This window comes from Elusimicrobia bacterium HGW-Elusimicrobia-1 (genome assembly GCA_002841695.1).
Taxonomy (GTDB): Bacteria; Elusimicrobiota; Endomicrobiia; order PHAN01; family PHAN01; genus PHAN01.
This window is the reverse complement of the sequence record PHAN01000003.1, coordinates 276,065-301,593: the sequence shown is the minus strand read 5'-3', so window position 1 is coordinate 301,593 and position 25,529 is coordinate 276,065. Positions and strand designations below refer to the sequence as shown.

The window sequence follows — 25,529 nt, the reverse complement described above, 5'->3', positions numbered from 1 at the left end:
ATCATAGACATGAGCCGCTGTTCGAGTTGCTTATGTCTTACATCACGAATTTAGTGCCAAATCGTTTATAATCACCAAACTTTAACAATCCGCTTTTGTTCAGAAAGAGGCAGGAGAGGAATTTGAATATTTCTTAGATTTGCTTGATTTAACTTTGGAACTGTCAGTCCTGTTGTATGTTTCGTTAGATCTGTTAAATAAAAGAAAAAACAATCCAATTATCTAAAATAATATCTCTATGTGGTCTTATTACATGTGCATGATTATTTACCCAATATTTTCCGTTGGCAATAAATGCAGTGCTTTCTCCCGATTCCCATTTTGCACCATCCTCTCCGATTAAAACTAACTTCTCATCAAAAATATAATCGCCGACATAATCCAAAATTCCAGTTGCTCCATAATATGGATACTTGCCTGCAACACGGTTCCTTTTTGTAATCGGTTTTCGCTTATTATCCAAAACATCACAAACCTCGCCAAGTTTTTTTGTTTGCCAGTTGGTTTTCATACTATTTAAATATCACTTTAAAATCTAACCCGATTTTCAGATAAAATCTTTCCAAGTTCAGATGTTCTATTTTATAATGCTTACAAACAGCTGGAATTTTATTAGGTTTCCTCTCACTTTCTTCGCTGACCACACAAATATCTTTAGCAATATTTTTAATTTTCTCCATTATTGCAATAGCAATCAACCATGGATCTGCTTCTTCCTTTTCTTGATTTGGGTCAATTAATCCAGGGAATTTACTAATAATATCTGCTACTATTTTCGTTTGGCTGTATGTTTGTGTTTTAAAATACTCTTTAAGTGGCGTAATACTTTTGGATAAGATATCCGGACTTTTCGCAGCGGTAGTAATTTCCTCGTAAACGAACCGATGAGAAGCCAATTGTCCTGATTTAAACATTGCTTCGAGTTTCCCCCAAATAGGTGCTATTAATGATTGTGGATAAAACCTGAATGTTCTTATCAATGCACTTGTGTCTATATAATATTTCACATCTGTTAAACGATTGTTCATTTTCTATAGATTAATAAAATGATTTATTTTTAATCCTAAAATATCAGATGCATTACTATAAGAAATCCGATTATATTTTGAAGCTTCGACAACCACATTAAATAGATGGCGGCCTCTTGAATTTATACTTTTCTGTACTTGGGTTAGAATAGCAAAACCTTGCACAGGCTTTGTGACTTTTGAGTGAATCTCCCCAAGTAACTGGAAAAATAGATTATCAGGAATAAGTTTCAATGTTTGCATTCTACGAAGATAGACCTCGCTACTTATTTTCAGAGTTCTTGCCTTTTTGTAGATTCCATCACATGTATCTATGAAAGTTACGACTTTAGCAGGGACCAACAAACTGCCTGCAAAAGAATTGCACTCAAGTTCAAGGTTTTCGCTTTTGTCCACTTTTTCAGGATAACAAATAGAGGATTGGTTTTTAAGAACGTGCCCCAGTTCATGTATTAGTGTGAAAAGCTTTCCCGTTGGAGCGTGATGGATACTATTAACTACAATACAATATGGCATTGCTTCCGCATAACAAAATCCTTGAATTTCTTCTATGGGCATTTTAAACTGGAAAATAGGAATGCCTAATTTATCTTCTATTAAGTTTCTCAATAAGATATAGGCATCGGAAGGACTATTTGTTTTTAACTGATCTTCTATAGAGAAGCCCATTTGATTTCTAATCCACTCTGCAATATTTTCATTATCAATCCTTCTGGCTTGTGGAAATTCTGCTCTTAAATATTCAAGCCATTGATATTTTTTACTATAGTAACTTTGTTTATTAAGCTCTCCTAACAATGTTTTATACCTACTAACTCGACGAATAGCAAGAGATGTCTCGTATGATAAGTGAGAACTAAAAATGTTCAGATTTCTATGGTCAGTAGGTCTTCTTGATTTTTTTGGAACATCCGGTAGAAAAAAACAGGATAATTGTCTTTTAAAAATCTTTGCTAATATTTTTAAATCTGCGAATGGAATATCCTTCCCACTATTTTCCCACTTGTTATAAGTTTCAGGATTAATTTGCAATTCAAAAGCAACATCATTGGCTTTTATCTGCATTTCTTCCCGCGCCCAAGTTAATATTTGGGGGGTTATGTCTATTAAATTACTTTTTCCCATAATTCCCTCTAAAATTAAACAATCACAGAAATTTTTTCAATAGCATTAAATGTTTTTTGCTTTCACCAGCCAATCGCCTCATTCCCTCCAAAATATCCTTCGGCTCCTTCAGCGATATTTCCCCACATTTGCTCGGATCCCTTACCGCCAATTTCATTTTTCCCCGTCATTCAATTTTTTCTGGGATTTTTGAGGAGGTAAATAATTTTCACCGGAAACAACCCGCTTCCCCGTTTTTTCTTCCAGTTCCAGCCGCGCTTTTTTGGCAATACCACCGCCTTTTATTCCGGCAATCTTGTTTTCCGTCATCCCCTTTGCCTCTGCGGTTTCGGCTATCTGCCTTGTGGACAATTCTGCCAAAGCGGTAAAAATAAGTTCCGCTTCGGTCATATGGTCACGCAGGTTTTGAGTTTTTAACCCTTTTGCTTTTTTATGTTCTTTTACAGTAACATCAGCCCATTCCTGGTGAATAATGTTTGTTAGTACTGCATATTCTTTTTCTTTGGTTATCTCGTGTTTACTCCAATAATCAGTTAATTTATTGCGGGTTTCCTGCCCCATCATTCGTTGTTGAATCCATTTTCCGCTTCGTCCGTGCTTCTGCCAGTTTTCCCTTGCGCGATTAAGGGATTTTTCGGGGTCAGCCATTTCCTGCATTCTTTCATATCCTACCTTGGCAAGCCATATCTTGATAGGTTCTGCCTTGGGGCTTGGGACAGACTGAATAAGACGCAAGAGCGTTTCAGGATTGGCAACATCGGTAAATCGCATTTTTCCATCTTCTGCGGATAATTTCAACCGGTTACATTTTGTAACCACTTCACTTCCTTCTTTATTTAAGCGATTTTTTAGGACTTTCCAATAATTTCTTGCAACTTGATAATTCGTCTGTTGTATTAAAACCTGCACAATATCTATAACGGAAAAATACCATGTTTCGTTTTTTTCATCGTAAATCCTGCGGATTTTGAAATTTTCAAAGATTGCTAAATTACTCTTCATATTAATTCTCCTATGTCTTTCATTGTTTTTGAGCTTTCCCCATCCAATCTTTTCATTTCATCTAAAATGTCTTGCGGGTCACGGAGCGCGGGTCCAGTCTTTTTATTCGGGTTTTTCACAGACAGGTCGTAGGTGGCGGTATCAACATCGGCAACTTTCACCGTCCAAGAGTTTTCCGAGTCCGCTTTTGTTTTCTGCAATTTTACAAACTCAGCCAGATCGTTTTCGTTCAGCGGGTTTGTCTTGCCGAGATTGCGGTCAAGATTGAGCTGATAAAACCAGACCTTTCTCGTCGGCACGCCTTTTTCGAAAAAGAGCACTACGGTTTTGACACCAGCGCCGGTAAATGTTCCCCCTGGTAAATCAAGCACCGTGTGCAAATTACAACTTTCCAAAAGAAGTTTGCGCAAGCTAACCGAAGCGTTGTCGGTATTGGAAAGAAAGGTGTTCTTAATGACAACACCCGCTCGACCGCCTGCCTTCAAAATTTTAATAAAATGTTGAAGGAAAAGAAACGCGGTCTCCCCTGTTTTAATGGGGAAGTTCTGCTGTACCTCGGATCGTTCCTTGCCGCCAAAAGGCGGATTGGCAAGGACGATATCATAACGGTCTTTCTCTTGAATATCGGCAAGATTTTCGGCCAGCGTGTTCGTATGCACGATATTAGGTGCTTCTATACCGTGCAAAATCATATTCATCGTGCCGATGATATAGGCGAGCGATTTCTTTTCCTTTCCGTAGAATGTTTTCTTCTGTAAGGTGCCGACGTCTTTAGTGGTTAGGTTCCTGCTGATTTTGAGATATTCAAATGCTTCGCACAAAAAACCTGCCGAACCTACTGCACCGTCGTATATTTTATCGCCGATTTCCGGGGCGACGACTTTCACTATCGTTTTGATGAGCGGCCGGGGCGTGTAATACTCGCCGCCATTTCGGCCCGCGTTGCCCATGTTCTTGATTTTATCTTCATACAAGTGGGACATCTCATGCTTTTCGGCATGGGAGCGGAACCGCAACTGGTCGATCAAATTAATGACTTCGCGGAGGTTATAACCGCTATGGATTTTGTTTTTGAGTTCGTTAAAAATCTCGCCAATCTTATATTCGATGGTGTCGGCGCTTTCGGCATTGGCCTTAAACTTTTTCAGGTAGGGGAATAACTTGTGGTCGACAAATTCTTTTAAATCGTCACCGGTAAGTGCCTTGTGGTGGCCGAGTTTACCGTCTTTCCCCTTAGGAACGGCCCAAACTTCCCAACGATACTCCGGGGCAATGATTCCCGAGTAGGTTTTACCGGTCAGCTTTGCCCCTATTTTCTTGTCCTTCTCAAGATCATCCAGATACTTCAGAAAGAGAATCCAAGAGGTCTGCTCTACATAATCAAGTTCGCTGCTGCAACCGGCGTCTTTATGCAGAATGTCGTCGATATTTTTAAATGCTTGCTCAAACATTTTTTATTCACAACCTTCCTTTCAAATTACATTAGGCCATTCAAGCCGTCATAAATAAAAAAACCCTCAACGGCGCAGGGCCGCTTCGGGCTTTTATAAGTTTGCCGGATATTGACATATCCCAATAATACTCCGGCGATTTGAGATTGCGTTCCATCAATCCCCGCTTATGTGTTGGTTCAAGAGTTTCCCAACGGTATTACGGCGTTATTGTATAAAATTATGATGGGGGTTCAAATCAACAGAAACGGGTGGTCGGCCGCGGCGACCCTTTCACAATCCGCCTCGGTTATCGGCAGCTCGGCCACGCACCATTTATTTTTCCCCGCCGTAACAACTTCGTAACAATTATTTTGTATAAACATCTATGTCAGGATGAGGTACGCCGTATGGCTTTTATAAACCCGGTTTTGACCCAAATCGCACCCATCCCGCCACACGGCGGTGGGACTAAAGAGAGGCCTACAATGAAACACGCTCCTTATCTATCTATCTATCTATCTATCTATCTATCTGCTGTCTTTATGAGATAGTCCGAAGCGCTCTACGCGCAGTAGTCTCGAAGCGAATCAAACCCGAACACCTGAAGCCGCCAAAAGCTTCGGGTTTTTTGTTTCATAGCACCATTGCCTTTTTGTTCGTTCTTGTCATTCTGATCGGAGCGAAAAATCTCTATGCCGCGACGACTTGGACGGAAACATCGAATACTGATTTCGGTGACGGTCTTGTATCATCAGTAACAATAGTCGGCACCGGTGATGCGGCATACATTAAGATTTCGACAGCCCGAGCCACGAGCGGAACAATCACAACTTCAGGCGGATATACCATTCACACCTTTACGAGCAACGGAACATTCACACCAAATAGCACTATGAATGTTGAGTATCTTGTGATTGGAGGTGGAGGCGCCGGTGGTGCGGATGCCGGGGCGGGAGGCGGTGCCGGAGGATATATCGAGGGGACGCTGGTTGTCGCTGAGCCACAGACGGTTACTGTAGGTGCCGGCGGCATCGCCAGCTCCGGTAACGGCGATAACTCGACATTTGGCTCGCTTGTCACTGCTATTGGAGGCGGTGGGGGTGGCGGAGGCGGGTCAAACGGAAACTCCGGCGGCTCCGGAGGTGGTTCCGGTTACATCGGCGGTAAAGTTGGCGGCGTTTCTACCCAGACGTCCCCTCCCGGGGGAACTGGCTATGGAAACTCCGGAGGAAACAGCCCGGTGCAACAGGCTTACTGCGGCGGTGGGGGTGGTGGTGCTGGCGCAGCCGGAACAAACAGTAACGCCGGTGGTAATGGTGGCGCAGGACGTTCAAGTTCCATTACCGGCGTCGCCGTTACGCGAGGAGGAGGCGGCGGCTCGGGAACGACGATTGGGGGTGGCAGCGGCGGTGCGGGTGGAGGAGGAAACGGAGGAAGCGGCGCGGGTGTGGTTGGCAATCCCGGGGCCTCTAATACCGGTGGCGGGGGCGGTGGAGGATCCGCATCTCCAGGCGTGGCCGGCGGTAACGGCGGTTCCGGCACCGTAATAGTGAGATATTTAACTTTAACTTATTTTTCTACCGCCACCTATAAATCCAATGTTCTCGACACCGCCTCGAAAGTAGTGGTATCGAGCATTTCGTGGAACCCGTCGACGCAACCAGCGGGAACAAATCTTGCCGTCTCAATACGCGCCTCAAGAGAAAGTTTTGCGGCAGATTCTCCGACACCGGCTTGGTCTCAAATAACAAACGGCTCAAACCCGGGCATCGTCGGAAGATATATTCAATACGCCTCGACGTTCACAACGAGCGTAACCACGTCCACCCCGCTGCTTGAGGATATAACGATTACGTACAAACCCGCCAAACCGTGGAAAGAAAAATCCGTCGTCAGAACCGGTAATCATTCCAACGGCTTTTATGGCGGTGATGACTGGACTTGGCAACTCCCGGTAAAAGGCGGACAACCCGTTACAATATCGGCATACATCCGTTACAATACGGAATATCTCGGCGCGACATACGACAAGCCCAAACTGACTTTATCTGGCCTTGGGATAAACGAGAGTATCTCGGCCACTTCTTCCGCCGAAAACTCCTGGGAGCAGAGACAATTATCGGGAACCCCCTCGTCCGACGGTATTTTAACTTTGCGGACAGAGGGTTTTTCGACAAATCCGGGAGCGAAGTTCTATATTGATGATATCTCAATAAATCAGTAGTTTTTTGTTTGTTCCCCTCGCCCCCGCCTGTAACTAAGTAAAAATCCGTATTGTCATTCCCGCGAAAGCGGGAATCCATGTATTATAATGGGTTCCCGATAATAACATTCGGGAATGACGTATGTAGGGGTACAGAGGTGTATTGTTTAAGCGCCTACTGCGAGATATTTATGTCGTCGATATAGAATTTTGCGCCGGGATTCGTCGAGAAACCCTCCGCGCGAAGGGTGAGAATGGTGTTTTGCGACGGGGTTCCGGGATTTATCGTCAGGAGTTCCCATGCGTTCTCAGCCGCACCGGTGGCGGATATGCTCGTCGGTGAAATGCCCACACCCGAAAGCGTGAGTTTCGGTTTTGTCGCGGAGCCGCCGTATTCTGAATTATAACGTATGTATGCGGTTATCGTCAGCGGTGAGCCCGATTTTACGGGGACTTCCCAAGTCCAGATTTCTCCGCCGCCAAATCCGAAAGAGTTTGGCGGGGTTCTTGTCACCGATTTTTCCTGCCAGGGCTTTACTCTGTAAGTTACCGATATATCTTCGAGGCGGGGTGTTGTCGTTGAATTTGTCGTCGTAAATGTGCTTTGATATTGGATGTAACGCCCGTGCAAATTCAGGTTTTGCCCGTTTGATACGGCAAGCCAAGCAGGCGTTGATGAGTTTATCGAGAACGAATAAGATGATATGCGGATTCCGACGGAGATATTCGTTGAGCCGGGTTGAGAGGCGGGGTTCCACGAGACGCTTGATATGACGACTTTTGATGCGGTGTCTATGACGGCGAAGCGGTATGTTCCGGTTGAGAAAAATAAGCCTTCTTCACTCCCGACCAACGATATTGTGGGTTCGGTGGGGGCGTAATGTGATTTGATTTCACTTTCACTTAAAGTCCGATTGTAAATGCGCACTTCGTCCATAATGCCGCTAAAACATTCGCTGGGACCTACTATGCTTCCTATAGTAAGCGGGTCTGCATTCGCGGATATGGCAGCGATTGTCGCAGTATGTACAGGCACCCCATTAACGTACATTATTAAGTTAGTTCCTCCAGAAACAGTCGCTACGGTATGAGTCCATACTCCAATAGCGGGTATGTTATTACTTATTACTACCGCTCCACTATACCAACCCAACCTCCCTTGATTTGCTCCTGCATCGTTATTTAAGAATAGCTCATAATTTACACCGACATTACGCTTAGCAAGGAAAGTTCTATACGCAGAATTGCCGGAAACAGCAGGGTTTATCCATGCTTCAACCGTAATCGCATTTGTAATATCTAAGCTATTGGCATCGGGCACATTAACATAATTATTCGTCCCATTAAAATTCAAAGATGTGCCGTATTTCCCATTAACCCAAGTCGGACTGTTTGTCAAAGTTCCGTTATTATTATTTCCCGAAGCGTCTTTAGCAGTCGTTCCCGAACCCTCACCGAATGGCCAGTAACCCACAAGACCGGAGCCCCAAACTGCGGTTACGCTACTCCCCGCAACGGCAGATGAATTTCCATAATAGATATAAATCGTGTTATTGCCCGCCGGGAGTGTGGATATTTTGACACGGAAACCATTGGGAGTAGTTGTGTCGGAATCAATCCAATATGGCAGTGAAACGACCGCCGTTGACGGCGTGAAACGAAAATCAGCCATTGTTGGTTGTGCGGAGGAACGGATTAGCGTCCAATTGCTACCAAACGCACTCGTCGGAATCCAGACCTGATAATCCGAAAGCCCGTAAGCAAGAGAATTGTTTATCGTAATTTTTCTTCGATATTTCCAGCCGCCGAGCCACATCTCGGACGGGGAGTGGCCGGGCGTGGTAAATGTCGAACCCTGCCAATCAAGTTGGAGTTGGGTTTCAGGATACCAAGTGGCGTTTACTAAGATGCCATTTTGCCAGTCGGTTTTGGTGGTGTGGGTGAGTTGGGAGGCGCTAAATACTTCGGAGGGGGTTAATAATAGACAGCAGATAGATAGATAGATAGATAGATAGATAGATAAGGAGCTATCTTTATCGAGGCGGGGTTTTGGGGTCTAAAAGTGCCTGCGGATTTGCCTGTAATGCGGTTAGTTTTCATAGTTGAACCTCGTTTTTGCTCTCAAGGCGTTTCTCCCGCTGCTTGTCATATTTATACAAAATAATTGTTACGAAGTTGTTACGACAAAGGTGGCACCTCAAAAAAAGCCACCCGCTACTGGCTCACATTTATATCGTCGATATAAAACTTAGCGCCTGGTGTATTGGAGAACCCCTCGGCACGCAATGTAAGCGTAGCGTTTTGCGACGGTGTGCCGGCGTTTATGTTCAAGAGTTCCCAGGCATTTTCGGCGGATGATGTTGCCGATACGCTCGTCGGGGAGATGCCTTTTCCCGATAAGGTAAGTTTCGGTTTTGTCGTGGGGCCGCCGTATTCCGTATTGTAACGGATGTAAGTGGTTATAGTCAAAGCCGAGCCTGATTTTACGGGAACATCCCACTCCCAAACCGCGTCTCCGACGAATCCGAAGGCGTTTGCGCCGGCTCTCGTCGGCTGACCTTGCGAAACTTTTGATTGAAAAGCGCCGGGCTTTGTGCGCCAGGTTATTGTTGCGGAGTTGGAAGACCCCGCCGTGTTATACGCCTGGATGTATCGGGAGTATTCTTTGTTGCGCTTGAGTCCCGTTTCTATCCAGAAAGTCGTGTCGGCGGTGCGCGTTGTGAGCAGGCCTCCCGTCGAGGAATAAACTCTGAACTCGTCTTCCTGTGATGCGCCGGATGAGTTATCTGTCCAGCCCCATTCTATTGAGGTGTTGGAAAGTGCGGCAGCGCGATTTATCGTCGGAGCGTTTGGCGGAATGTCGGGAGCGAAAAGATTATCAATGTAAAAAGTATTTGAGGCGTCGGCGTTGACTATCTCGATTATTATTCTGTCGAGCGCGTCTTTGTTTGCGTTGCTTACGGCTGATATATCCCAATCTATCGTCTGATACACGTTTGCCGAAGTTATATTGGGTGTGATGTAAGTCGTCGTGCCTCCTGAATCTCTGATGCCGATTTTGATGTTGCTTCCGGTGCGGGTAGCACGAATATCGAACTTGATTATCGTCCTGTCGGTGAGATTTATCGTCGGCGAGACGGTTCTGGTGAGGGTTTTGTTGAGGGAGGTGGTGACGGGCGCGGATGATTTTATTGCGTAGGTGCCCTGTGTTTTTATGGTGGTTTCGGAGTATGATAGAAATGGAATAGGGTATCTTACTATGACAATGCCGGAGCCGCCGGAGCCGCCATTAGAGACACTGATACCCATTCCTCCACCACCACCGCCTGTATTAGCCCCTCCCGCACCACCATCACACGGAGGGTAAGAATTTACATACTGACCATTTCCACCTACATTTCTCGCTGAACCTCCGCCTATACCAGCTGCTCCTGTGACGAAAAGGTGAGCACCACCGCCTCCCCCACCTAACCCTCCATTACCTGCAGTTCTCCCGTTGCCCTGCGACCCTCCTCCACCTCCACCTCCGTAGTAATAATTATTACCGTCTATATTGTTTTGTATTCCAATCCCACCACTACCTGATGTACTTACCGATGCCGAACCGCCAACTGCTCCAGCCCCACCTCCACCACCACTGATGTAAGGACTACATGTGTTATCTCCATTACCACCGCTATTACCCTGTCCACCCGTTCCGCTACCAGGCGTTATTACTACACCCCCACTATTACAAGAACCGCCACCACCACCCGAACCGCCGTTAGAACCGATACCGATAGAATAAGATCCTCCACCACCACCACCGATAGCAGTTAGGGAACCAAATACTGAATCATTGCCGTTATTTCCTACACCGTTTGCGGTTTTTGTAGCACCGCCAGCGCCAACTGTTACTGTAATTGTCCCCGCATTAACTGCATAAGATGTGTTATAAATTACACCACCCCCACCGCCTCCGCCGGCACCACCACCGCTCCCGCCACCAGCAACAACAAGAACTTCGACATTTCCACTACCAGCAGTAACTGTAAATGTTCCGTTGCTCGTAAAAGTATGAATGCGATAGCCACCGACCTCGGTTATCGTTCCGCCGGTGGCAGTAACGGAAGAGTTGCTCACATACGCCGCCTGTGCGTTTACATCTGTGTTATATTCCATGTAATCAATTTCGAGAGGCGCAGCGGAAAGAGAGTGTATAGTAAATAGTGAATAAAGAATAGTAAAGACAAGAGCGACGACAAAGTTTAGTGCCCGGCACGGAATACTATTTTTCAATTTCATAGTTGTTTTTCCTCCACAGAGTAAACCCGCCGTCGAGAGAGTAAACCTTATCGTATCCGGCTTCGAGCAATTCCTGCGCGGCGATTTTACTGCGGTAACCGCCCGCGCAATAGACGAATATTTCCTTGTCCTTTGGCAGCGTCTCGTAGACGAATCGTCCGTCGGAGTTTTTGCTCAGCAATTTCCCAAGCGGAATATTTTGCGCGCGCGGAATATGCCCCGCGTCGTATTCTTCTTTTTCGCGCAGGTCAATGACGATAAAGTTTTTACCGACTTCTTCGGGGTGGTTTTTCATACGGAAATACAAGATTTCGCAAGAGACAATGGCTGGATTTATTCTGGGCGACACCGGCTTCAAGATATGCGGCGCCGACGCAGTTGAAATAAAAACCGGAGAGCCCGCGGCCGTTGTGAGTTGTTCTATCGCAATATAACGATTAAGGTTCACCGCCACAGGGTGCCCGGCTTTTTTATATTCGAAAAACGCCGAGGCGGGTTCGCCGAGATACGCGACCTTTTTAAAGTTAAGCCCAGCGAGTTTGTCAGCGGCTTGTTTCGCGCGGCTTGATTCCCCGCCGCAGTGACAGTACGTTATTATCAATTTGTCTTTCGGGAGTTCTTTATGGCGGACTTCAATTTCTTCAAGAGGCAGATTTACGGCGCCGTCTAAGTGTTCGCGGGCATAGGCGATTTTCGGTTCAACATCTATCAAAATGAAATCGCGGCGGAGATTTTGTTGAAGTTCTATGAGGCGGTCTACAGAGATTATTCCAGGATGGGTGAGCGCAGGGTCAGCGAGGAGGGTGTGAATAGTAAATAGTGAGTAGAGAATAGTAAAAATAAGGGCGCGGGTGATGTGGAGGGCGTAAATGTTAAATTGTGAATGGCGAGGGGTAGAAAAGCAGGGGCGGTGACGAGATGTATCTAATCGTCCGAAAAACCGCCCAAAGAGGCCGGAAAGGTCGTTACAATTGAAACTATAGCGGTTTGGGAGCGGCGATTTAGGGGTTTTACAGGATGGGAAGCGGGATGTTAGAGATTTGAAGCGGGAGCGGCGTAAAAGATAGACAGCAGATAGATAGATAGATAGATAGATAGATAGATAAGGAGCGCGCCGGAAGTCGTCACGTTTTCACCTATCAGTATGGGGCCTAATATCGCGTTTGTAATCATCTAAAATCCGTCCGTTTAAGACATTTTTGGAGAGACATTGCGCGCGGCTATTACATAGAACCGTCACGCAAGTAGATGATACAAAATAATTGTTACGAAGTTGTTACGGCAAGAAAAATCGAGCAGATAAAAGCTGGCCGCTATTGACTGATATTTATATCATCAATATAAAACCTCGCCCCCGTGTTCGTCGAGAATCCTTCGGCGCGAAGTGTGAGGATAGAGTTTTGTGACGGTGTGCCGGGGTTGAGCGTCAATAACTCCCAGGCGTCTTCGGCGGATGATGTCGCCGATATGCTTGTCGGTGATATGCCAACGCCCGAAAGCGTGAGTTTCGGTTTTGTCGTCGAGCCGCCATATTCCGAATTGTAACGGATGTATGCGGTTATCGTCAGAGCCGAGCCGGATTTCACCGGAACGTCCCACTCCCAGACGGCATCACCGACAAAGCCGAATGCGTTGGGGCCGGTTCTCGTCGGCTGGCCTTGAGCGGATTTTGATTGAAACGCGCCGGGTTTCGTGCGCCAGGTTATCGTCGCAGAGTTTGATGAACCTGCGGTGTTATACGCTTGAATGTATCGGGAGTATTCTTTGTTTCGCTTCAAGCCCGTTTCTATCCAGAAAGTCGTGTCGGCGGTGCGCGTTGCAAGCAGGCCGCCCGTCGAAGAATAAACTCTGAATTCGTCTTCCTGGTCAACGCCGGATGAGTTATCTGTCCAACCCCATTGTATCGAGTCGGGCGACAAAGATGTAACACGGTTTATCGTCGGTGCGTCCGGAGCCCAGCGTGCAAAAAGATTATCGAGATAAAAAGTGTTCGATGCGTCGGCATTGACGATTTCGATTATTATTCTGTCTATCGCGTCTTTGTTTGCGTTGCTCACGCCTGAGATGTCCCAATCTACCGTCTGATAATTATTTGCGGAAGTTATATTGGGGGTGATGTAGGTCGTTGTGCCACCCGAATCTCTGATGCCGATTTTGATATTGCTTCCGGTTCTTGTGGAGCGGATGTCGAATTTGATTTGTGTTCTGTCGGAGAGGTTTATCGTCGGAGAAACTGTTCTGGTGAGGGTTTTGTTGAGGGAGGTGGTGACTGGCGCTGACGATTTTATTGCGTAGGAGCCTTGGGTTTTTATGGTGGGTTCGGAGTATGTCAGAAGTGGTGAGGGATATCTTATTATGACGATACCTGAGCCGCCGGCGCCGCCAGCGGGACTTGTTTCGTCGGTGCCATTGCCTCCTGCGCCACCGCCACCTCCAGTGTTTGCTGTTCCATCGCTTCCAGCGGTGGGTTGATTCCCACCATTGCCCCCTCCCCCAATCCCGCCAGTCCCAGCAGTGCCAGCAGAAGAAGCCCCTCCGCCACCACCGGCATAGTAAACAGCAGAGCCGGAAATTGAATAAGACAATCCCGCACCGCCATTTCCTCCTACATTAGCAGCACCGTTACCGCCTACTGCACCAGCACCTCCACCACCGCCGCCACCAGCATTTACAGCGGTTCCTCCGTTACTACCAAAACCACCAGACGAAGAACCCGGTTGAGTTGCGCTGCCTGGACCTCCACTTGTATCATAGTCAAATTTCCCAGCCCCTCCGCCAGATCCACCATTTCCCCCTGGGGTTACAAAATAACCATTTGGATAACTGGCTCCATATCCACCGCCAAGTGCAGTTAATGTGCTAAAAACCGAATCGCCACCGTTGTAAGCGTTCCCACGTCCAGAATTAAATGTTTTACTGCCAGCACCGGCACTACCAACGGTAACAATATACGCCTGTGCGACAACAGCGAAAGTTGATTTATAAATTAGACCTCCTGCACCACCACCACCGGCAGACCAGTACTTGCCACCACCCCCACCCCCCGCCACAACAAGCACCTCAACATTCGTCGAAACATTCATCGTAAAAGTTCCCGAAGCAGTAAAAGTATGAATCCTGTAACCCCCGACTTCCGTTATCGTTCCGCCCGTCGCCACAACGGAAGAATTGCTCACATACGCGCTTTGAGCGTTTGCATCCGTGTTGTATTCCATGTAGTCGATTTCAAGAGGCGCGGTGAAGAGTGGGGAAGTGAAAATGCAGAAAAGTAAAGAGAAAAAGACAAGGGCAGAGGCGGCACGGCTGATTGATAATCTCTTTGAAAATAAAAATCCCGAAGTTTCGGGCGGCTTCGGGTGTTTGGGTTTGATTCGTTTCGGGATTGACGCGCTTAAAGCGCTTTTTACTATCTCATAAAGACAGCAGATAGATAGATAGATAGATAGATAGATAGATAAGGAGCGTGTTTCATATCAGGCCTCTTTTTGGGGGTGTTTGGCGTCATAATTAGGTTTATAAAAGCCATACGGCGTGCCCTGTCCGGACGCTGATATTTATACAAAATAATTGTTACGAAGTTGTTACGATGGGAATGATCGGGACGGCATTTTACGCATCACCGGCAGGTTCTTTAAAAACCAACGGGAGTTTTATCTTGACCTCGGCGCCTCGGCCCTCGCCCTCGGAAGAGATGTTTATTTCTCCCCCGTGCCGCTTGATTATATCGTTTGAAACTCCGAGACCCAGACCGTGCCCGTCGTGCCACGTCGTAAAAAACGGTTTAAATAATTCGCCCAAGTTCTCTTTTTTTATTCCCACACCCGTGTCCTTGAATATGATATTGACCCACGGATCATCGCGCAGAATCGTGATAAAAAGCTTGCCGCCTTTGGGCATCGCTCTTTGGGCGTTGAGGATTGCGTTTAAGAAAACCTGCTGAAGGCAGCTTTCTGATATGCGAAGTTCGGGCAGGGCCGCATCGTAATCCCTTATGATTTTTATGTTTTGAAACTCAAGCTGCCGCGCGTAGATTTTAAGGGTCGCCTCAAGCACGTCGCGAACGTCGCCGGGAGCAAAACTCATTTTTTGCTGACGCGCAAAATCCATAAGGTTCGACAATATTTTTTTGGAGGCAAGGGCCGATTCTTTAATCGTTACAAGGTATTCTCCGGAACCGTTTTGCATCATCAACTCGGTATTACCCAGAATCGTTTGAAGCAGATTACCTACCTCGTGCGACAAGCCCGCCGCCAATTCCCCCACACACGCCAGACGGGAGGCCTGTATCAGTTGCGCGCATATTTCATCTTTTTGGGACTCAAGTTTTTTTCGGGCTTTCACACTTGCTACAACACGCGATACTACGAACCAGCCGACGATAAAAAATATCGTCAGCGACACCGTAAAAACTATAACGGACATAAATCCCCCCGCTTATCGACGGGCCGCAAAAATGCGCGGACATCCCCGTCGAAAAAAAGTTTTATCGTCGGAAAAATTGTTCCTGCAAGATTTTTAGTGGGGGGGGGGGGGGGGGGGGGGGATAGATGCCGATTACAAAATTAGCCGCGGTGTAAGTTCTTCCGTCGGAAAACGGACGCGGCTGACGAAACAGAGCTGAAAGCGCGGACGTCTGGAGTTCGTCCGGCAGGATACGGATAGTGTCAATTTTTACCCGCTTCAAAATAACCGCCTCCGGTGCAAGCGTACAAGACACAACGTAGCAGATAAAAGCCCGCGTTTCAAGTGTTTTGATTTTACGATTTACAATGTGCAATAGGCCCAATTCGCTTTCGTCAATATCTATACAGAATAACTGTTACGAAGTTGTTACGATGGATATTTTCATAGGGACAGGTCGCGACCTGTCCCTACTGCGATACGTTTATGTCATCAATATAAAATTTAGCCCCAGGGTTCGTCGAAAAACCTTCCGCCCTGAGGGTGAGCGTCGCGTTTTGTGACGGAGTGCCGGGGTTTATGGTTAGAAGTTCCCATGCGTCTTGGGCGGCACCAGTGGCGGAAATACTTGTCGGCGTGATGCCTCGACCGGTGAGCGTCAATTTCGGTTTTGTCGTCGAACCGCCATACTCCGAATTGTAACGGATGTATGCTGTTATCGTCAGAGCAGATCCTGATTTTACGGGGACTTCCCAAGCCCAGATTTCTCCCCCGCCGAAGCCGAAAGCATTGGAGGAAGTTCGTGTTATCGATTTTTCCTGCCATGGTTTCACGCGATAGGTTACCGATATATCTTCAAGGCGGGGGGTTGTCGTTGAATTCGTCGTCGTGAATGTGCTTTGATATTGAATGTAACGTCCGTGCCAATTAAGTGTTTGGCCGTTTGAGATGTTCAGCCAAGTGGGAGTGGACGAGTTTGCCGAGAATGTCCAAGACGATACGCGGATTCCGACGACGAGGTTTGTGCCCGCGGGTTGCGAGGCGGGGTTCCACGAGATGCTTGATACGACAGTTTTTGAGGCGGTGTCAAAGACATTCGAGCGGTATGTGGCGGGAGAATAATAAATTGTGCCAGCGGACGCGATACTGTTATAACCACTTGTCCCAGTTGCACCCTTGCCACCACCACCTCCTCCACCACCATAGGTTCCATTTCCACCAGCACCACCGTTTATTCCGGAAGCATTTGCCCCAGAGGCAACAGCCCCGTAACCGCCATTATTAGCTGCACCTCCTGCGCCACTTGAGCCACCACCACCACCGGCTGCACCACCAAGACCAGTACCATCGGCAGAATTATAACCAGCCCACCCGGCATTGCCACCGGCACCACCATCGCCAGTAGCATTTTGTCCGCCGCCACCACCGCCTCCGTTACTACCTGCACCACCGCCTCCGCCGCCTCCACTGCTGACATTGTCACCTGTACCAGCACCGCCTCCGCCACCGGCTCCGCCGCCTGTACCACTTGCAACAGCTGACGTGCCGCTAAAGGTATTATTTTGATAAAAAACTATTATAGACCCGCCGGCACCGCCATTACCACCCCCACCGCCGCCACCAGCACCGGCATGAACGTTACCATTTTGTTCTCTACCACCACCGCCACCACCGCCGGCGCCACCCATACCTCCATTAGCACTTATCACGCCAGAACCAGAAATTTGATACGCATATATTAAAATAATTCCACCACCGCGATTGCCTGAACCGCCACTGCCTCCAGCGCCGCCGCCACTTTGATAACTCCCACCCGTGCCATTAGCAAAACCGGGATTCCCTAATATTACAGACCCGCCCCCACTGCCTGCACCACCTCCGCAAGCCGCACCACCACCCATTGTTATATTTGAAATTGTTGAATAGTTACTCCCCGCATCATGAGGTCTGGCGCCGCCACCACCTCCAGCGACAGTATTTGCGCCGCCACCTCCACCACCTCGACCACCTGTCCCAGCAGGAGCCACTGGGCCATTATTACAAGCACCACCATTGCCTCCGGTACCGGCACCTGTCCCGGCAGGTCCACCGCCATTGACACCCGAACCATTCGCGCCACCAGTTGTGATATTGGGATTACGCGCGTCTTCCGCGCCATTACTTCCGGCAACACCACCACGGAAACCACAACTGCTAACATCAACACTCGCCCCGGCCCCGACGGAAACGGTGCCAGTCGAGCGGAAAACGACCATCCCGCCTTTCGTTCCGTCCCACGCGGCACAAGTCAATTGCGTGCCCGCGCCGCTTATCGTTACATTGCCCCAGTTGGGCACCCTCTGGGCGGTGATTTTTTGTCCGGTGAGGACGTTATTGTTTGTCGTCGCGCCGTAGATTTTTGTAATGCTCGACGTAAAAATCAGAAAATTGCCGCTCACACTCGCTATTCTGAAAAACTCATAGTTGCCGACATTGCCGTTGTTTGTCGCGTCACCCTGCTGGTTTATCAAAATAATTTCGTCGCCCGTTACAATTCCGTTTGGCGCGGCGGAGCAGGTTATCGAACTTGTCCAGACACCCGAGACGGCGTAGTTTATTCCGTCGGCATAAGTAACCCTGCCAGAACTTATTATATCCGAATTGATATTTTTTGTGGCGGAGATTGTAACGGAGCCGTCCGCCCCTGTTCCGAATGGCGAGAGGGTTAATTGCGCGGCCGTTCCTGTGCCCGAAGTCATCGTCATATTGAAAACACCATCAGCGAAGTCGGTGTCGGTGGTTTCGGTCCAGACGGAAGCGGCGAAAAGTCGGGGAGTGGAAAGGGCGAATAGTAAAGGGATAAAAAGGACGGCGGCGATTGTGCGGGAATAGGCGGATGTCTCGAATCGGCCCAAAACCCGCCCAAAGAGGCCGGAAAGGCCGTTACAATTGAAACTATTGCGGTTTGGGGGCGGCGGATTAAGGGTCTTACGAGAGGGGCTACGGGGTTTTAGAGATTTGAAGCGGGGGCGGCGGAAAAGATAGACAGTAGATAGATAGATAGATAGATAGAATAGATAGATAGATAGATAGATAGATAGATAGATAGATAGATAGATAGATAGATAGATAGATAGATAGATAGATAGATAAGGAGCGTTGTCATATTAGGGCCTCTTTGTGCTCGCTTTTTAGCGCGTAATATCCGCTTATTGTCATTGCGAGGAGCCCCGCATCAGAGTGCGGGGTAAACTCCGCGAGGAAGCAATCTTACAATAGCGAGATTGCTTCGTCATCAAGGGCAAGCCCTTGACTCCTCGCAATGACAACCAAGTATATCTATACAAAATAATTGTTACGAAGTTGTTACGGCGAGGATTTTTATTTATTCCGTCGGAAGGATCCGCCCCGCCGGACAGGTTCTCTTCGGCGCGTGTAAATAATGACTTGCTTCTGCTCGCCGCGCTTGCCGGGGTCACGCTCCGTAAAAATTTCCTCGCCCGTAAAAGGATCTTTCCCCGTATAGTACATCAGCGTGGAGTATGTCGAAGGCGTGGGAGTGAATATCTGAATCTGCTCGGGAGTCATTTTCAACTCGCTTGCGGCAAAATCTTTTAATTTTTTCATCTCATAAATGCCACAGCCGGGATGCGCGGCAATAAAATAATACGTAAGAAACTGATTTTTACCGCGGCGCTTATTGAGTTCGTCGAATAATTTCTTGAAGTTCTTCAAGTATTCCGGTCCGGGCTTTCCCATCCGTTTCAATACGGCGGGCTCGGTATGTTCGGGGGCTATCTTCATCTGTCCCGAAACATGGTGCGACACCAGCGCGTCGACATATTCCACGCCGCGCTCCTTGTCGGCCAGCGCCATATCGTGCCTTATGCCGGACGCCACAAAAACTTTTTTAATCCCGGGCAGGGCTCTTAACTCCGACAAAAGTTTAATTTGCGCCCCGTGGCCGAATTTCAGAGAACCGCATATCGACGGATAAAGGCACCTTTTGTCTTTGCAGCGGCCGCGCGTGACAGCCCTATTGCAATGCGTGGCGTACATATTCGCGGTGGGTCCGCCGACATCGGTTATATACCCTTTGAAATCCGGCAGGGCGGAAATTTTGCGCGCCTCCTCTATTATTGACGCGGCGCTTCTGGACGTCACGGCCGCGCCCTGATGCGCGCTCACCGAGCAGAAATTACATTCCCCGTAACATCCCCTGTGAGTGGTAATGGAAAATTTTATCGTTTCAAGCGCTCTTACCGCGCCTTCTTTTTTGTGAATCGGGTGAACGTCTCTTTCGTAATCCTGCGCGTAGATTGCGTCGAGTTCTTCGACGGTTAAATCATATTGCGGAGGATTTTGGACTATATATCTCGTGTCCTGTTTCTGACAAAGACCCTTGGCCGAATGAGGTTCGTTATTGGCGTAAAAGATGCCGAACATTTCGGCGAATTTATCGCGGCCTTCGGGAGTTTTGGGGGACACTTCATCGTGCGACGGAAGAATAATATAGCCGTCCACAGGTCCCTTGGAGATGTGACAGATTCCCCTCACCTCCGACGGCGACTCGCCTTTTTTAAGTTTTCCGGCAAGTTCGATTATGGCTTTCTCCCCCATACCGTAAACCAGAAAATCCGCTTTAGCGTCGAACAAAACCGACTTTCTTACCGCGTCGTCCCAAAAATCATAATGCGATATGCGCCGCAAGCTCGCCTCGATACCGCCCAGAACGATGGGTTTTGTGTTTTTGAAATATCGCCTTATGAGATTTGAATACGCTATGACGGCGCGGTCGGGCCTTCTGACATTTTGAAGGCCGGGCGTAAAATCGTCCTCGTTGCGTTTTTTCTTGGTGGCGGTGTAGTTGGCGACCATAGAGTCGACGCAGCCCGATGTCACGCCCCAAAACAATGCCGGCTCGCCAAGCCGTTTTATGTCGGTATCGTCGGAAACGTTCGGCTGCGCGATTATGCCGACTTTGTAACCCGCAGCCATCAGACATTTGCCGATAACGGCGACACCCGTGTGGGGGCTGTCGATGTAGGCGTCTCCGGTGACAAGAATGATGTCGGGCTTGTCCCATCCCAGAGCTTCAATTTCCTGGCGTGTAGCGGGTATAAACATAGTTTTGAAATGAATAACCACCGGCGTTTGTCGACGGTGGCCTTTTGTTGATGTTTATGGATTACTCAGAAGAAACTCAGCGCGCCCATAGACGCCGAACCGACTATAAGACCGGCCACAAGCACCCCTATGGTTATGGCGGTAATGGCGTGAACAAACTTGATGCCCAGAAGGTAGGCGGCCACGCATCCGGACCAGGCGCCTGTCATAGGAAGAGGAATTGCCACGAAAAGAATAAGCCCCAGCGTCTCATATTTTTCCACCAGATCGGAATGCCGGCGAGTTCGCGCGAACCACCAGTCGAAGAATTTTTTGAAGATGTCAAACCGCATAAGCCACGCGGAAATATGATTAAGAAACAGTAACAACGGCGCCACGGGGATAAGATTCCCGGCGACGCTCAAGGCGTATGCCTTGGAAAATCCGAATCCGAAAACGCCCAGAGCCAGCGGCAACGCCCCTCGCAGTTCGACCACGGGCGTGGCGGCTATGATAAGAGTCGTTATCTCCGGCGGAAGAAAGGAATTAAGAAAAGCGGCTATGGATTCTCTCATAAATAGGCGGGAATATCCGGCGGGAAAAACATTTCGGGGCGACTGGACTTGAACCAGCGGCCTCACGGTCCCGAACCGTGCGCTCTAGCCAACTGAGCTACGCCCCGACTTACTTAGAAAATCACCGGCATCCACCCGATGAGAATATCACCGAAACATTATTCTTTCAGACGGGCGAGGACGGCTTCTATCTCTTTTTTTACTTCTTTTAAGGCCGACGCTGCCGCCGAAGAAGTCCCTATGTCGAGATTGAGCTGACGGGACTTTTCCCTCTCGCTTTCCAGAAGCGCTTTCTTTGCGCCCTCTATGGTGAATTTCTTTTTATAGAGCAACTCCCGGACTTTACGTATTTTGTCTATATCTTTGAGAGTGTATTTCCGGTGGCGCGAATCCCTGCGCAACGGCCTCAGCGCGCCGAACTCCGACTCCCAGTAACGAAGAGTATGCGACGGCAGGCCGATGATCTTCGAGACCTCGCCGATCGAATAAAACTCTTTGTCCGACTCGAAGAAAAGCTTTTCCATACCGCTGAAATGAAATGACCCGACCAGTTTGTCCGGGAGAATCTGCGCCGGTAAAAATGCGCGGTCACGCCGGTGCTATTATAGCGAATAGAGCGACTTTAAAACAAATCCCCCGACGGAACGAAACGCACCCTTCTTTTGGGCGGCACATCAATGACGGCTCCCGTGCGGGGGTCTTTGACTCTGCGGGCGCGCGATATGTAGGGTTGAAAACTCCCGAAGCCCGATATCGTCACGCGCTCGCCGCGCAATATCGCGCGCGCGATTTCTTCAAAGACCCTGTTCGCCGCGGCGGAACATTCTTTTTTAGTGGACAAAACTCTGCCCAGCGCCGTAATCAAATGCGATTTATTCATAAAAAAAGATTCGACACCGCCGGCGTGACAAACTACTTACCGTCGGGCGGCTGAATCGCCTCCATTATACCGGCTATGCGGCGGCACATCAGCGCAATGTCCTCATCCGAGGAGCGCGGGTCTACGAAAACAGGGTCGGCATAAACTATCGAGACCACGGAAAACGGCATCGGGACGAGGTATTTGTCCCACGTCTTATCGAGCAACTTGGCGCGCGAATAAAAAATTCTCATCGGCACTATCGGCGCACCGGTTTTGGCGGCCAGATACACAAGTCCCGGCTTGACTTCGCGCGCGGGGCCGCGGGGGCCGTCGGCGGCAAAAGCGGCCGAGCAGCCGCGCCGCATTGCGGATATCATTTCTATGAGCGCGCGGGCGCCTCCGCGCGAAGAGGAACCTCTTACGGTCTCATAGCCGAAGCGGCGAAGTATGCCGTTCTGCAGTTGGCCGTCGCGCGACAGAGACGTCATTATGGCTATGGGCCTGCCGCGATGGCCGGTGTACAGGATGAACTGCTCTCCGTGAAAGAACGCGAACACGACGGATGTCGCGGGAGCCGGACGCGCCGGGCCGGAAGGCCGTCCTGACAGCGCGGCAAGCGCCTCCGGCGAATGTTTTTCGACCCCGTAGCGGCGGACGCGCAAGGTGACGCTCCAGAGTTTTATGATGAGCCATCCCAGAAACGAGTAGAAAGGGGTCATCGCGGAATCCTTTCGATAAACTCTCTTAGGCGTTCGGCCGCGCGCGAAGCCGCCCCGACGTCGGCCATGGCGGCGGATTTTGCCTTTTTGCCGACGGCAGCGACAGCGGCCGGATCGCCGGCGAACATTTCCAGAACATCGGCCAAGGCGGAAGCCGACGCGACTTTCACGGCGCCGCCCGCCGCTTCAAGCCGCGACGTCTCGTCGGCGAACTTGCTCATGCGAGGCCCGTAAATGACGGGTTTGCCGAAAAACGCGGGGGTCATCGGCTCCTGCCCGCCTCGACGACCGAACGAGCCGCCTATAAAAGCCGCCGAGGCGACGGAATAATATTTTTCCAGGTCTCCGTTTTTGTCTACGATAAGACATCGCGGCGCGGGCGAACGCTCATCCGACAGCAACGCCGGCGCGAATGCCTTAAGAATCGCGGCCGTTTGGGCAGCTCGCTCAACGTGCCGCGGCACGACGACGACTTTGAGCTCGGGCCGCGAAGCGAAAATGCCTTTACCCAGCGCGACGGCCAGCGCTTTTTCGTCTTCAAGATGCGTACTGCCCGCCACTATGACAAAATCTCCGTCGGAATAACCCATGGATACACGCGATGTTTGTTCCGGCGCGGCGCCAAAGTCATATTTTATATTTCCCAAAACCCCGATTTTTTCACGCGAGATTCCCACAACCGCAAGAGCCGCCGTGTCGGAATCGTATCTGACTAAAAAAGCTTCAAGAAGAGACAGTATCTCCCGCGAGAGTTTTTTAAACTTTGAACCCAGACGCACGCTCGACGGAGAAAATCTTCCGTTTACAAGAATAGAACGGGTTCCGGCGTCCCGCGCGCCGAACAAAAACTCCGGCCACAAATCGCTTTCAACAAATATTACCGCCGCAGGACGGAACACGGAAAAAAATCTTCTGACGAAAGGATACAAATCAACGGGAGTAAAAACCACATCCCTCTCGTTCAAATACTGCCTGGCGCAATCCCGGGCGCTCAAAGTTCCAGCCGCTATAATGAAGCGGCAGCCCGATATTTTTTGAATGAATCTTAAAGCCACTTTCGTCTCGCCGAGGGAGGCGCAACGCACTATTACCGACGGCAGGGAGGAATCGCCGGACTGCGGCGGATAGATGCCCAGGCGTTCTTTCCACGAGGCGTTGAATTCACGCCGGAGACGCAAGGGCATAGCCGCCGCAAATACAGCCGCGAACGGCGCAAGCAGAACCGCGTAAACGATGTTGTAAAGTATTCTTATAATCACTTTATGCGAATGTCCGACTGGAAGGTAAGCCATACCCGCGAGATGCGGATTTCACTTTTTTTTCTTGAGCGGATACCAGAAAGCCGACTCTACGAACGAGTAGACGGGCTTAAGTCCGTTTTCCGTCGGGAAGATGTCAATCTTTACCAGAAAATCTTTCAGAGTGTCGAGCGACGCCGCGTCCGTGACCGGCGTTTTATCGCTCAGGCCGCATTTCTCGGCGGCCGCTTCGTCGGAAATTATTTTCCAGGCGAAACGTTTGGCTTCGTCCGCCGCGTGCGACACGACGGCCCCGGCCAGAACGGCCGACTCCTCGCCCGCCGCGCTTCGCCGCGCGATAAATTCCTCCGCGCCCTGCCCGATGGTGGCCGCCGCAACGCTGAGCGCCACGGCGCCCGACGGGATGTCGAATGCCATTCCCGCGGAACGCGGGTCGCGAAAAGTGCCGAAATGCGCCGCGGTTGACACCGAGTTTTTAAGTTCGGCGCACATTTCCGAGAGTTCGCCGATAGTATCCTCGCCGAACGGAAATTTCCTGCGACGGAGCATCTGCTGTATCTGATATACAGAAAGTTTCAGGTTGAATTTTTTAACTTTGGGCATTTGTTTTTCGTCGCGTTATATTACCGGAGCTTCGCCTGATTGCGTAAAACTCAACGCGCGGAGCGTTTCGCGTACCACTCGTAAACTATGGGCGCGGCCACATAAATCGACGAGTACGTGCCGACAATCACTCCGACCAAAAGGGCGAATGAAAAATCGTGGAGCACGGCGCCGCCGAAAATGTACAAGGCGAGCACAACCGCAAATAGCGTCAGCGAAGTTATCACAGTGCGTGAAAGCGTTTCATTGATACTTCTGTTTATCACTTCCGAGAGCGGTTCCTTCGAGTGAAGGCGCATTTTTTCGCGGATTCTGTCGAATATGACTATGGTGTCGTTTATGGAATAACCGGCCAGAGTAAGCAGCGCGGCTATGACGGTAAGAGTTATTTCTTTGTTGAAAAAAGACAGAAACCCCAGCACTATCCATACGTCGTGAGCCAGAGCCGCCACTCCGGCGGCGCCCCAGACGAGCGACTTAAACCGGAACGCCACGTAGGCGATTATACCCGCCAGCGAAAAGAATATGGCCATTACCGCCTGACGTTTAAGATATTGTCCGACGACAGGGCCGACATATTCCACGCGGTCCCAGCGCACTACGGCGTCGGGACTGGCGGCGACGATATTTTTCTCCATCGCGGACATAAGTTCCTGCGTGCCGACTTCGCCCTTTTTCACCCGCACTATGACGTCGTCGAGACCGACCACGTTTTGTATTTCAAAAGACGAAAGCGAGCCGCTCAGAACATTTCTTAAGTCCGACATAGGCATAGGCGGGGTCACCTTCAACTGAAAAAGATACCCCCCCTCAAAATCTATTCCGACGGAGAATCCGCCTTTCATAACCACGGAAACCGAAGCTGCGGCCATAAGAGCCAGTGAAATGCCGAAGTAAACGTATCTCTTGGCGATAAAATCGATTTTTGTTCCCGTAAATATCTTCATATT

22 protein-coding genes, 1 tRNA gene and 4 pseudogenes are annotated in these 25,529 nt (G+C 49.2%); 5 read left to right on the top strand and 22 right to left on the bottom strand.

Translation table 11 applies throughout. The features are described 5' to 3' along the window. Nucleotides 1-71 precede the first annotated feature (71 nt). The 6 genes and pseudogenes from CVU77_03550 to CVU77_03525 form a co-directional block, all read right to left on the bottom strand. Nucleotides 72-511, bottom strand: a pseudogene (locus tag CVU77_03550) (hypothetical protein). 1 nt (nucleotide 512) lies between these two features. Continuing rightward, on the bottom strand, nucleotides 513-1,028 hold the full coding sequence (locus CVU77_03545; GenBank protein ID PKN02016.1) for a hypothetical protein: 516 nt from the start codon (nucleotides 1,026-1,028) through the stop codon (nucleotides 513-515). A 3-nt stretch (nucleotides 1,029-1,031) separates the two neighbouring features. After that, nucleotides 1,032-2,153, bottom strand: a complete 1,122-nt coding sequence (locus CVU77_03540) for a hypothetical protein (protein PKN02015.1) — start codon at nucleotides 2,151-2,153, stop codon at nucleotides 1,032-1,034. Nucleotides 2,154-2,306: 153 nt separating this feature from the next. Continuing rightward, nucleotides 2,307-3,155, bottom strand: a complete 849-nt coding sequence (locus CVU77_03535) for a hypothetical protein (protein PKN02014.1) — start codon at nucleotides 3,153-3,155, stop codon at nucleotides 2,307-2,309. Continuing rightward, on the bottom strand, nucleotides 3,152-4,606 hold the full coding sequence (locus CVU77_03530) for a type I restriction endonuclease subunit M (protein ID PKN02013.1): 1,455 nt from the start codon (nucleotides 4,604-4,606) through the stop codon (nucleotides 3,152-3,154). The genes CVU77_03535 and CVU77_03530 overlap by 4 nt, the downstream gene beginning before the upstream one ends. A 1,233-nt stretch (nucleotides 4,607-5,839) precedes the next feature. Continuing rightward, nucleotides 5,840-6,046 (bottom strand): hypothetical protein, encoded by a 207-nt coding sequence (locus CVU77_03525; protein PKN02012.1) that lies wholly within the window; start codon nucleotides 6,044-6,046, stop codon nucleotides 5,840-5,842. Between the two features lie 55 nt (nucleotides 6,047-6,101). Between CVU77_03525 and CVU77_03520 the strand changes: the two genes are divergently transcribed. Next, nucleotides 6,102-6,812 (top strand): hypothetical protein, encoded by a 711-nt coding sequence (locus tag CVU77_03520; GenBank protein PKN02011.1) that lies wholly within the window; start codon nucleotides 6,102-6,104, stop codon nucleotides 6,810-6,812. A 154-nt stretch (nucleotides 6,813-6,966) separates the two neighbouring features. Here CVU77_03520 and CVU77_03515 read toward each other — a convergent pair whose 3' ends face one another. After that, nucleotides 6,967-8,607: a hypothetical protein gene (locus CVU77_03515; protein ID PKN02010.1), complete on the bottom strand. Its 1,641-nt coding sequence runs from the start codon at nucleotides 8,605-8,607 to the stop codon at nucleotides 6,967-6,969. 398 nt (nucleotides 8,608-9,005) lie between these two features. Continuing rightward, nucleotides 9,006-9,785, bottom strand: a complete 780-nt coding sequence (locus CVU77_03510) for a hypothetical protein (protein ID PKN02009.1) — start codon at nucleotides 9,783-9,785, stop codon at nucleotides 9,006-9,008. Nucleotides 9,786-10,287: 502 nt separating this feature from the next. On the opposite strand from CVU77_03510, the pseudogene CVU77_03505 reads away from it, so the two are divergent. Continuing rightward, nucleotides 10,288-10,728: pseudogene (locus CVU77_03505) on the top strand (hypothetical protein). Between the two features lie 330 nt (nucleotides 10,729-11,058). Here the strand turns inward: CVU77_03505 and CVU77_03500 are convergent. The 4 genes from CVU77_03500 to CVU77_03485 all read right to left on the bottom strand — a co-directional run bounded on the left by CVU77_03500 (nucleotide 11,059) and on the right by CVU77_03485 (nucleotide 15,497). Next, nucleotides 11,059-11,787 (bottom strand): hypothetical protein, encoded by a 729-nt coding sequence (locus CVU77_03500; protein ID PKN02008.1) that lies wholly within the window; start codon nucleotides 11,785-11,787, stop codon nucleotides 11,059-11,061. 601 nt (nucleotides 11,788-12,388) lie between these two features. After that, nucleotides 12,389-13,132, bottom strand: coding sequence for a hypothetical protein (locus CVU77_03495; GenBank protein PKN02007.1), 744 nt, complete (start codon nucleotides 13,130-13,132; stop codon nucleotides 12,389-12,391). Nucleotides 13,133-13,428: 296 nt separating this feature from the next. Further along, a complete protein-coding gene (locus CVU77_03490; GenBank protein PKN02006.1) occupies nucleotides 13,429-13,674 on the bottom strand; it encodes a hypothetical protein in 246 nt (81 codons plus the stop codon). 1,010 nt (nucleotides 13,675-14,684) lie between these two features. After that, nucleotides 14,685-15,497, bottom strand: coding sequence for a hypothetical protein (locus CVU77_03485; protein ID PKN02005.1), 813 nt, complete (start codon nucleotides 15,495-15,497; stop codon nucleotides 14,685-14,687). A 1,356-nt stretch (nucleotides 15,498-16,853) separates the two neighbouring features. On the opposite strand from CVU77_03485, the gene CVU77_03480 reads away from it, so the two are divergent. The 3 genes and pseudogenes from CVU77_03480 (at nucleotide 16,854) to CVU77_03470 (ending at nucleotide 17,417) form a co-directional block, all read left to right on the top strand. After that, nucleotides 16,854-17,042 carry a hypothetical protein gene (locus CVU77_03480; GenBank protein ID PKN02004.1) on the top strand — a complete coding sequence of 63 codons (189 nt, stop codon included), beginning with the start codon at nucleotides 16,854-16,856 and terminating at the stop codon, nucleotides 17,040-17,042. A gap of 12 nt (nucleotides 17,043-17,054) precedes the next feature. Next, nucleotides 17,055-17,204: pseudogene (locus tag CVU77_03475) on the top strand (DUF2497 domain-containing protein). A 126-nt stretch (nucleotides 17,205-17,330) separates the two neighbouring features. Then, nucleotides 17,331-17,417: pseudogene (locus tag CVU77_03470) on the top strand (energy transducer TonB). On the opposite strand, the gene CVU77_03465 reads toward CVU77_03470, so the two are convergent. The 10 genes from CVU77_03465 to secF form a co-directional block, all read right to left on the bottom strand. Beyond that, the gene (locus tag CVU77_03465) at nucleotides 17,380-17,676 is read right to left on the bottom strand and encodes a hypothetical protein (protein ID PKN02003.1); all 297 of its coding nucleotides are present in this window, start codon (nucleotides 17,674-17,676) and stop codon (nucleotides 17,380-17,382) included. The pseudogene CVU77_03470 and the gene CVU77_03465 overlap by 38 nt on opposite strands. A gap of 1,160 nt (nucleotides 17,677-18,836) precedes the next feature. After that, a complete protein-coding gene (locus tag CVU77_03460) occupies nucleotides 18,837-20,582 on the bottom strand; it encodes a YgiQ family radical SAM protein (protein ID PKN02002.1) in 1,746 nt (581 codons plus the stop codon). 65 nt (nucleotides 20,583-20,647) lie between these two features. Then, the gene (locus CVU77_03455; GenBank protein ID PKN02001.1) at nucleotides 20,648-21,136 is read right to left on the bottom strand and encodes a ligand-binding protein SH3; all 489 of its coding nucleotides are present in this window, start codon (nucleotides 21,134-21,136) and stop codon (nucleotides 20,648-20,650) included. 33 nt (nucleotides 21,137-21,169) lie between these two features. Beyond that, a tRNA-Pro gene (locus CVU77_03450) sits at nucleotides 21,170-21,243 on the bottom strand. Nucleotides 21,244-21,294: 51 nt separating this feature from the next. Further along, entirely contained in the window at nucleotides 21,295-21,660 is a 366-nt protein-coding gene (locus CVU77_03445) for a MerR family transcriptional regulator (protein PKN02000.1), read from the bottom strand. 98 nt (nucleotides 21,661-21,758) lie between these two features. Beyond that, nucleotides 21,759-22,016 carry a DNA-binding protein gene (locus tag CVU77_03440; GenBank protein ID PKN01999.1) on the bottom strand — a complete coding sequence of 86 codons (258 nt, stop codon included), beginning with the start codon at nucleotides 22,014-22,016 and terminating at the stop codon, nucleotides 21,759-21,761. 32 nt (nucleotides 22,017-22,048) lie between these two features. After that, the gene (locus CVU77_03435; GenBank protein PKN01998.1) at nucleotides 22,049-22,717 is read right to left on the bottom strand and encodes a hypothetical protein; all 669 of its coding nucleotides are present in this window, start codon (nucleotides 22,715-22,717) and stop codon (nucleotides 22,049-22,051) included. After that, a complete protein-coding gene (locus CVU77_03430) occupies nucleotides 22,714-24,009 on the bottom strand; it encodes a hypothetical protein (protein PKN01997.1) in 1,296 nt (431 codons plus the stop codon). The genes CVU77_03435 and CVU77_03430 overlap by 4 nt, the downstream gene beginning before the upstream one ends. Nucleotides 24,010-24,027: 18 nt before the next feature. Then, on the bottom strand, nucleotides 24,028-24,579 hold the full coding sequence (locus CVU77_03425) for a hypothetical protein (GenBank protein ID PKN01996.1): 552 nt from the start codon (nucleotides 24,577-24,579) through the stop codon (nucleotides 24,028-24,030). Between the two features lie 50 nt (nucleotides 24,580-24,629). Further along, nucleotides 24,630-25,526 (bottom strand): protein translocase subunit SecF, encoded by an 897-nt coding sequence (gene secF / locus CVU77_03420; protein ID PKN01995.1) that lies wholly within the window; start codon nucleotides 25,524-25,526, stop codon nucleotides 24,630-24,632. Between the last annotated feature and the right edge of the window lie 3 nt (nucleotides 25,527-25,529).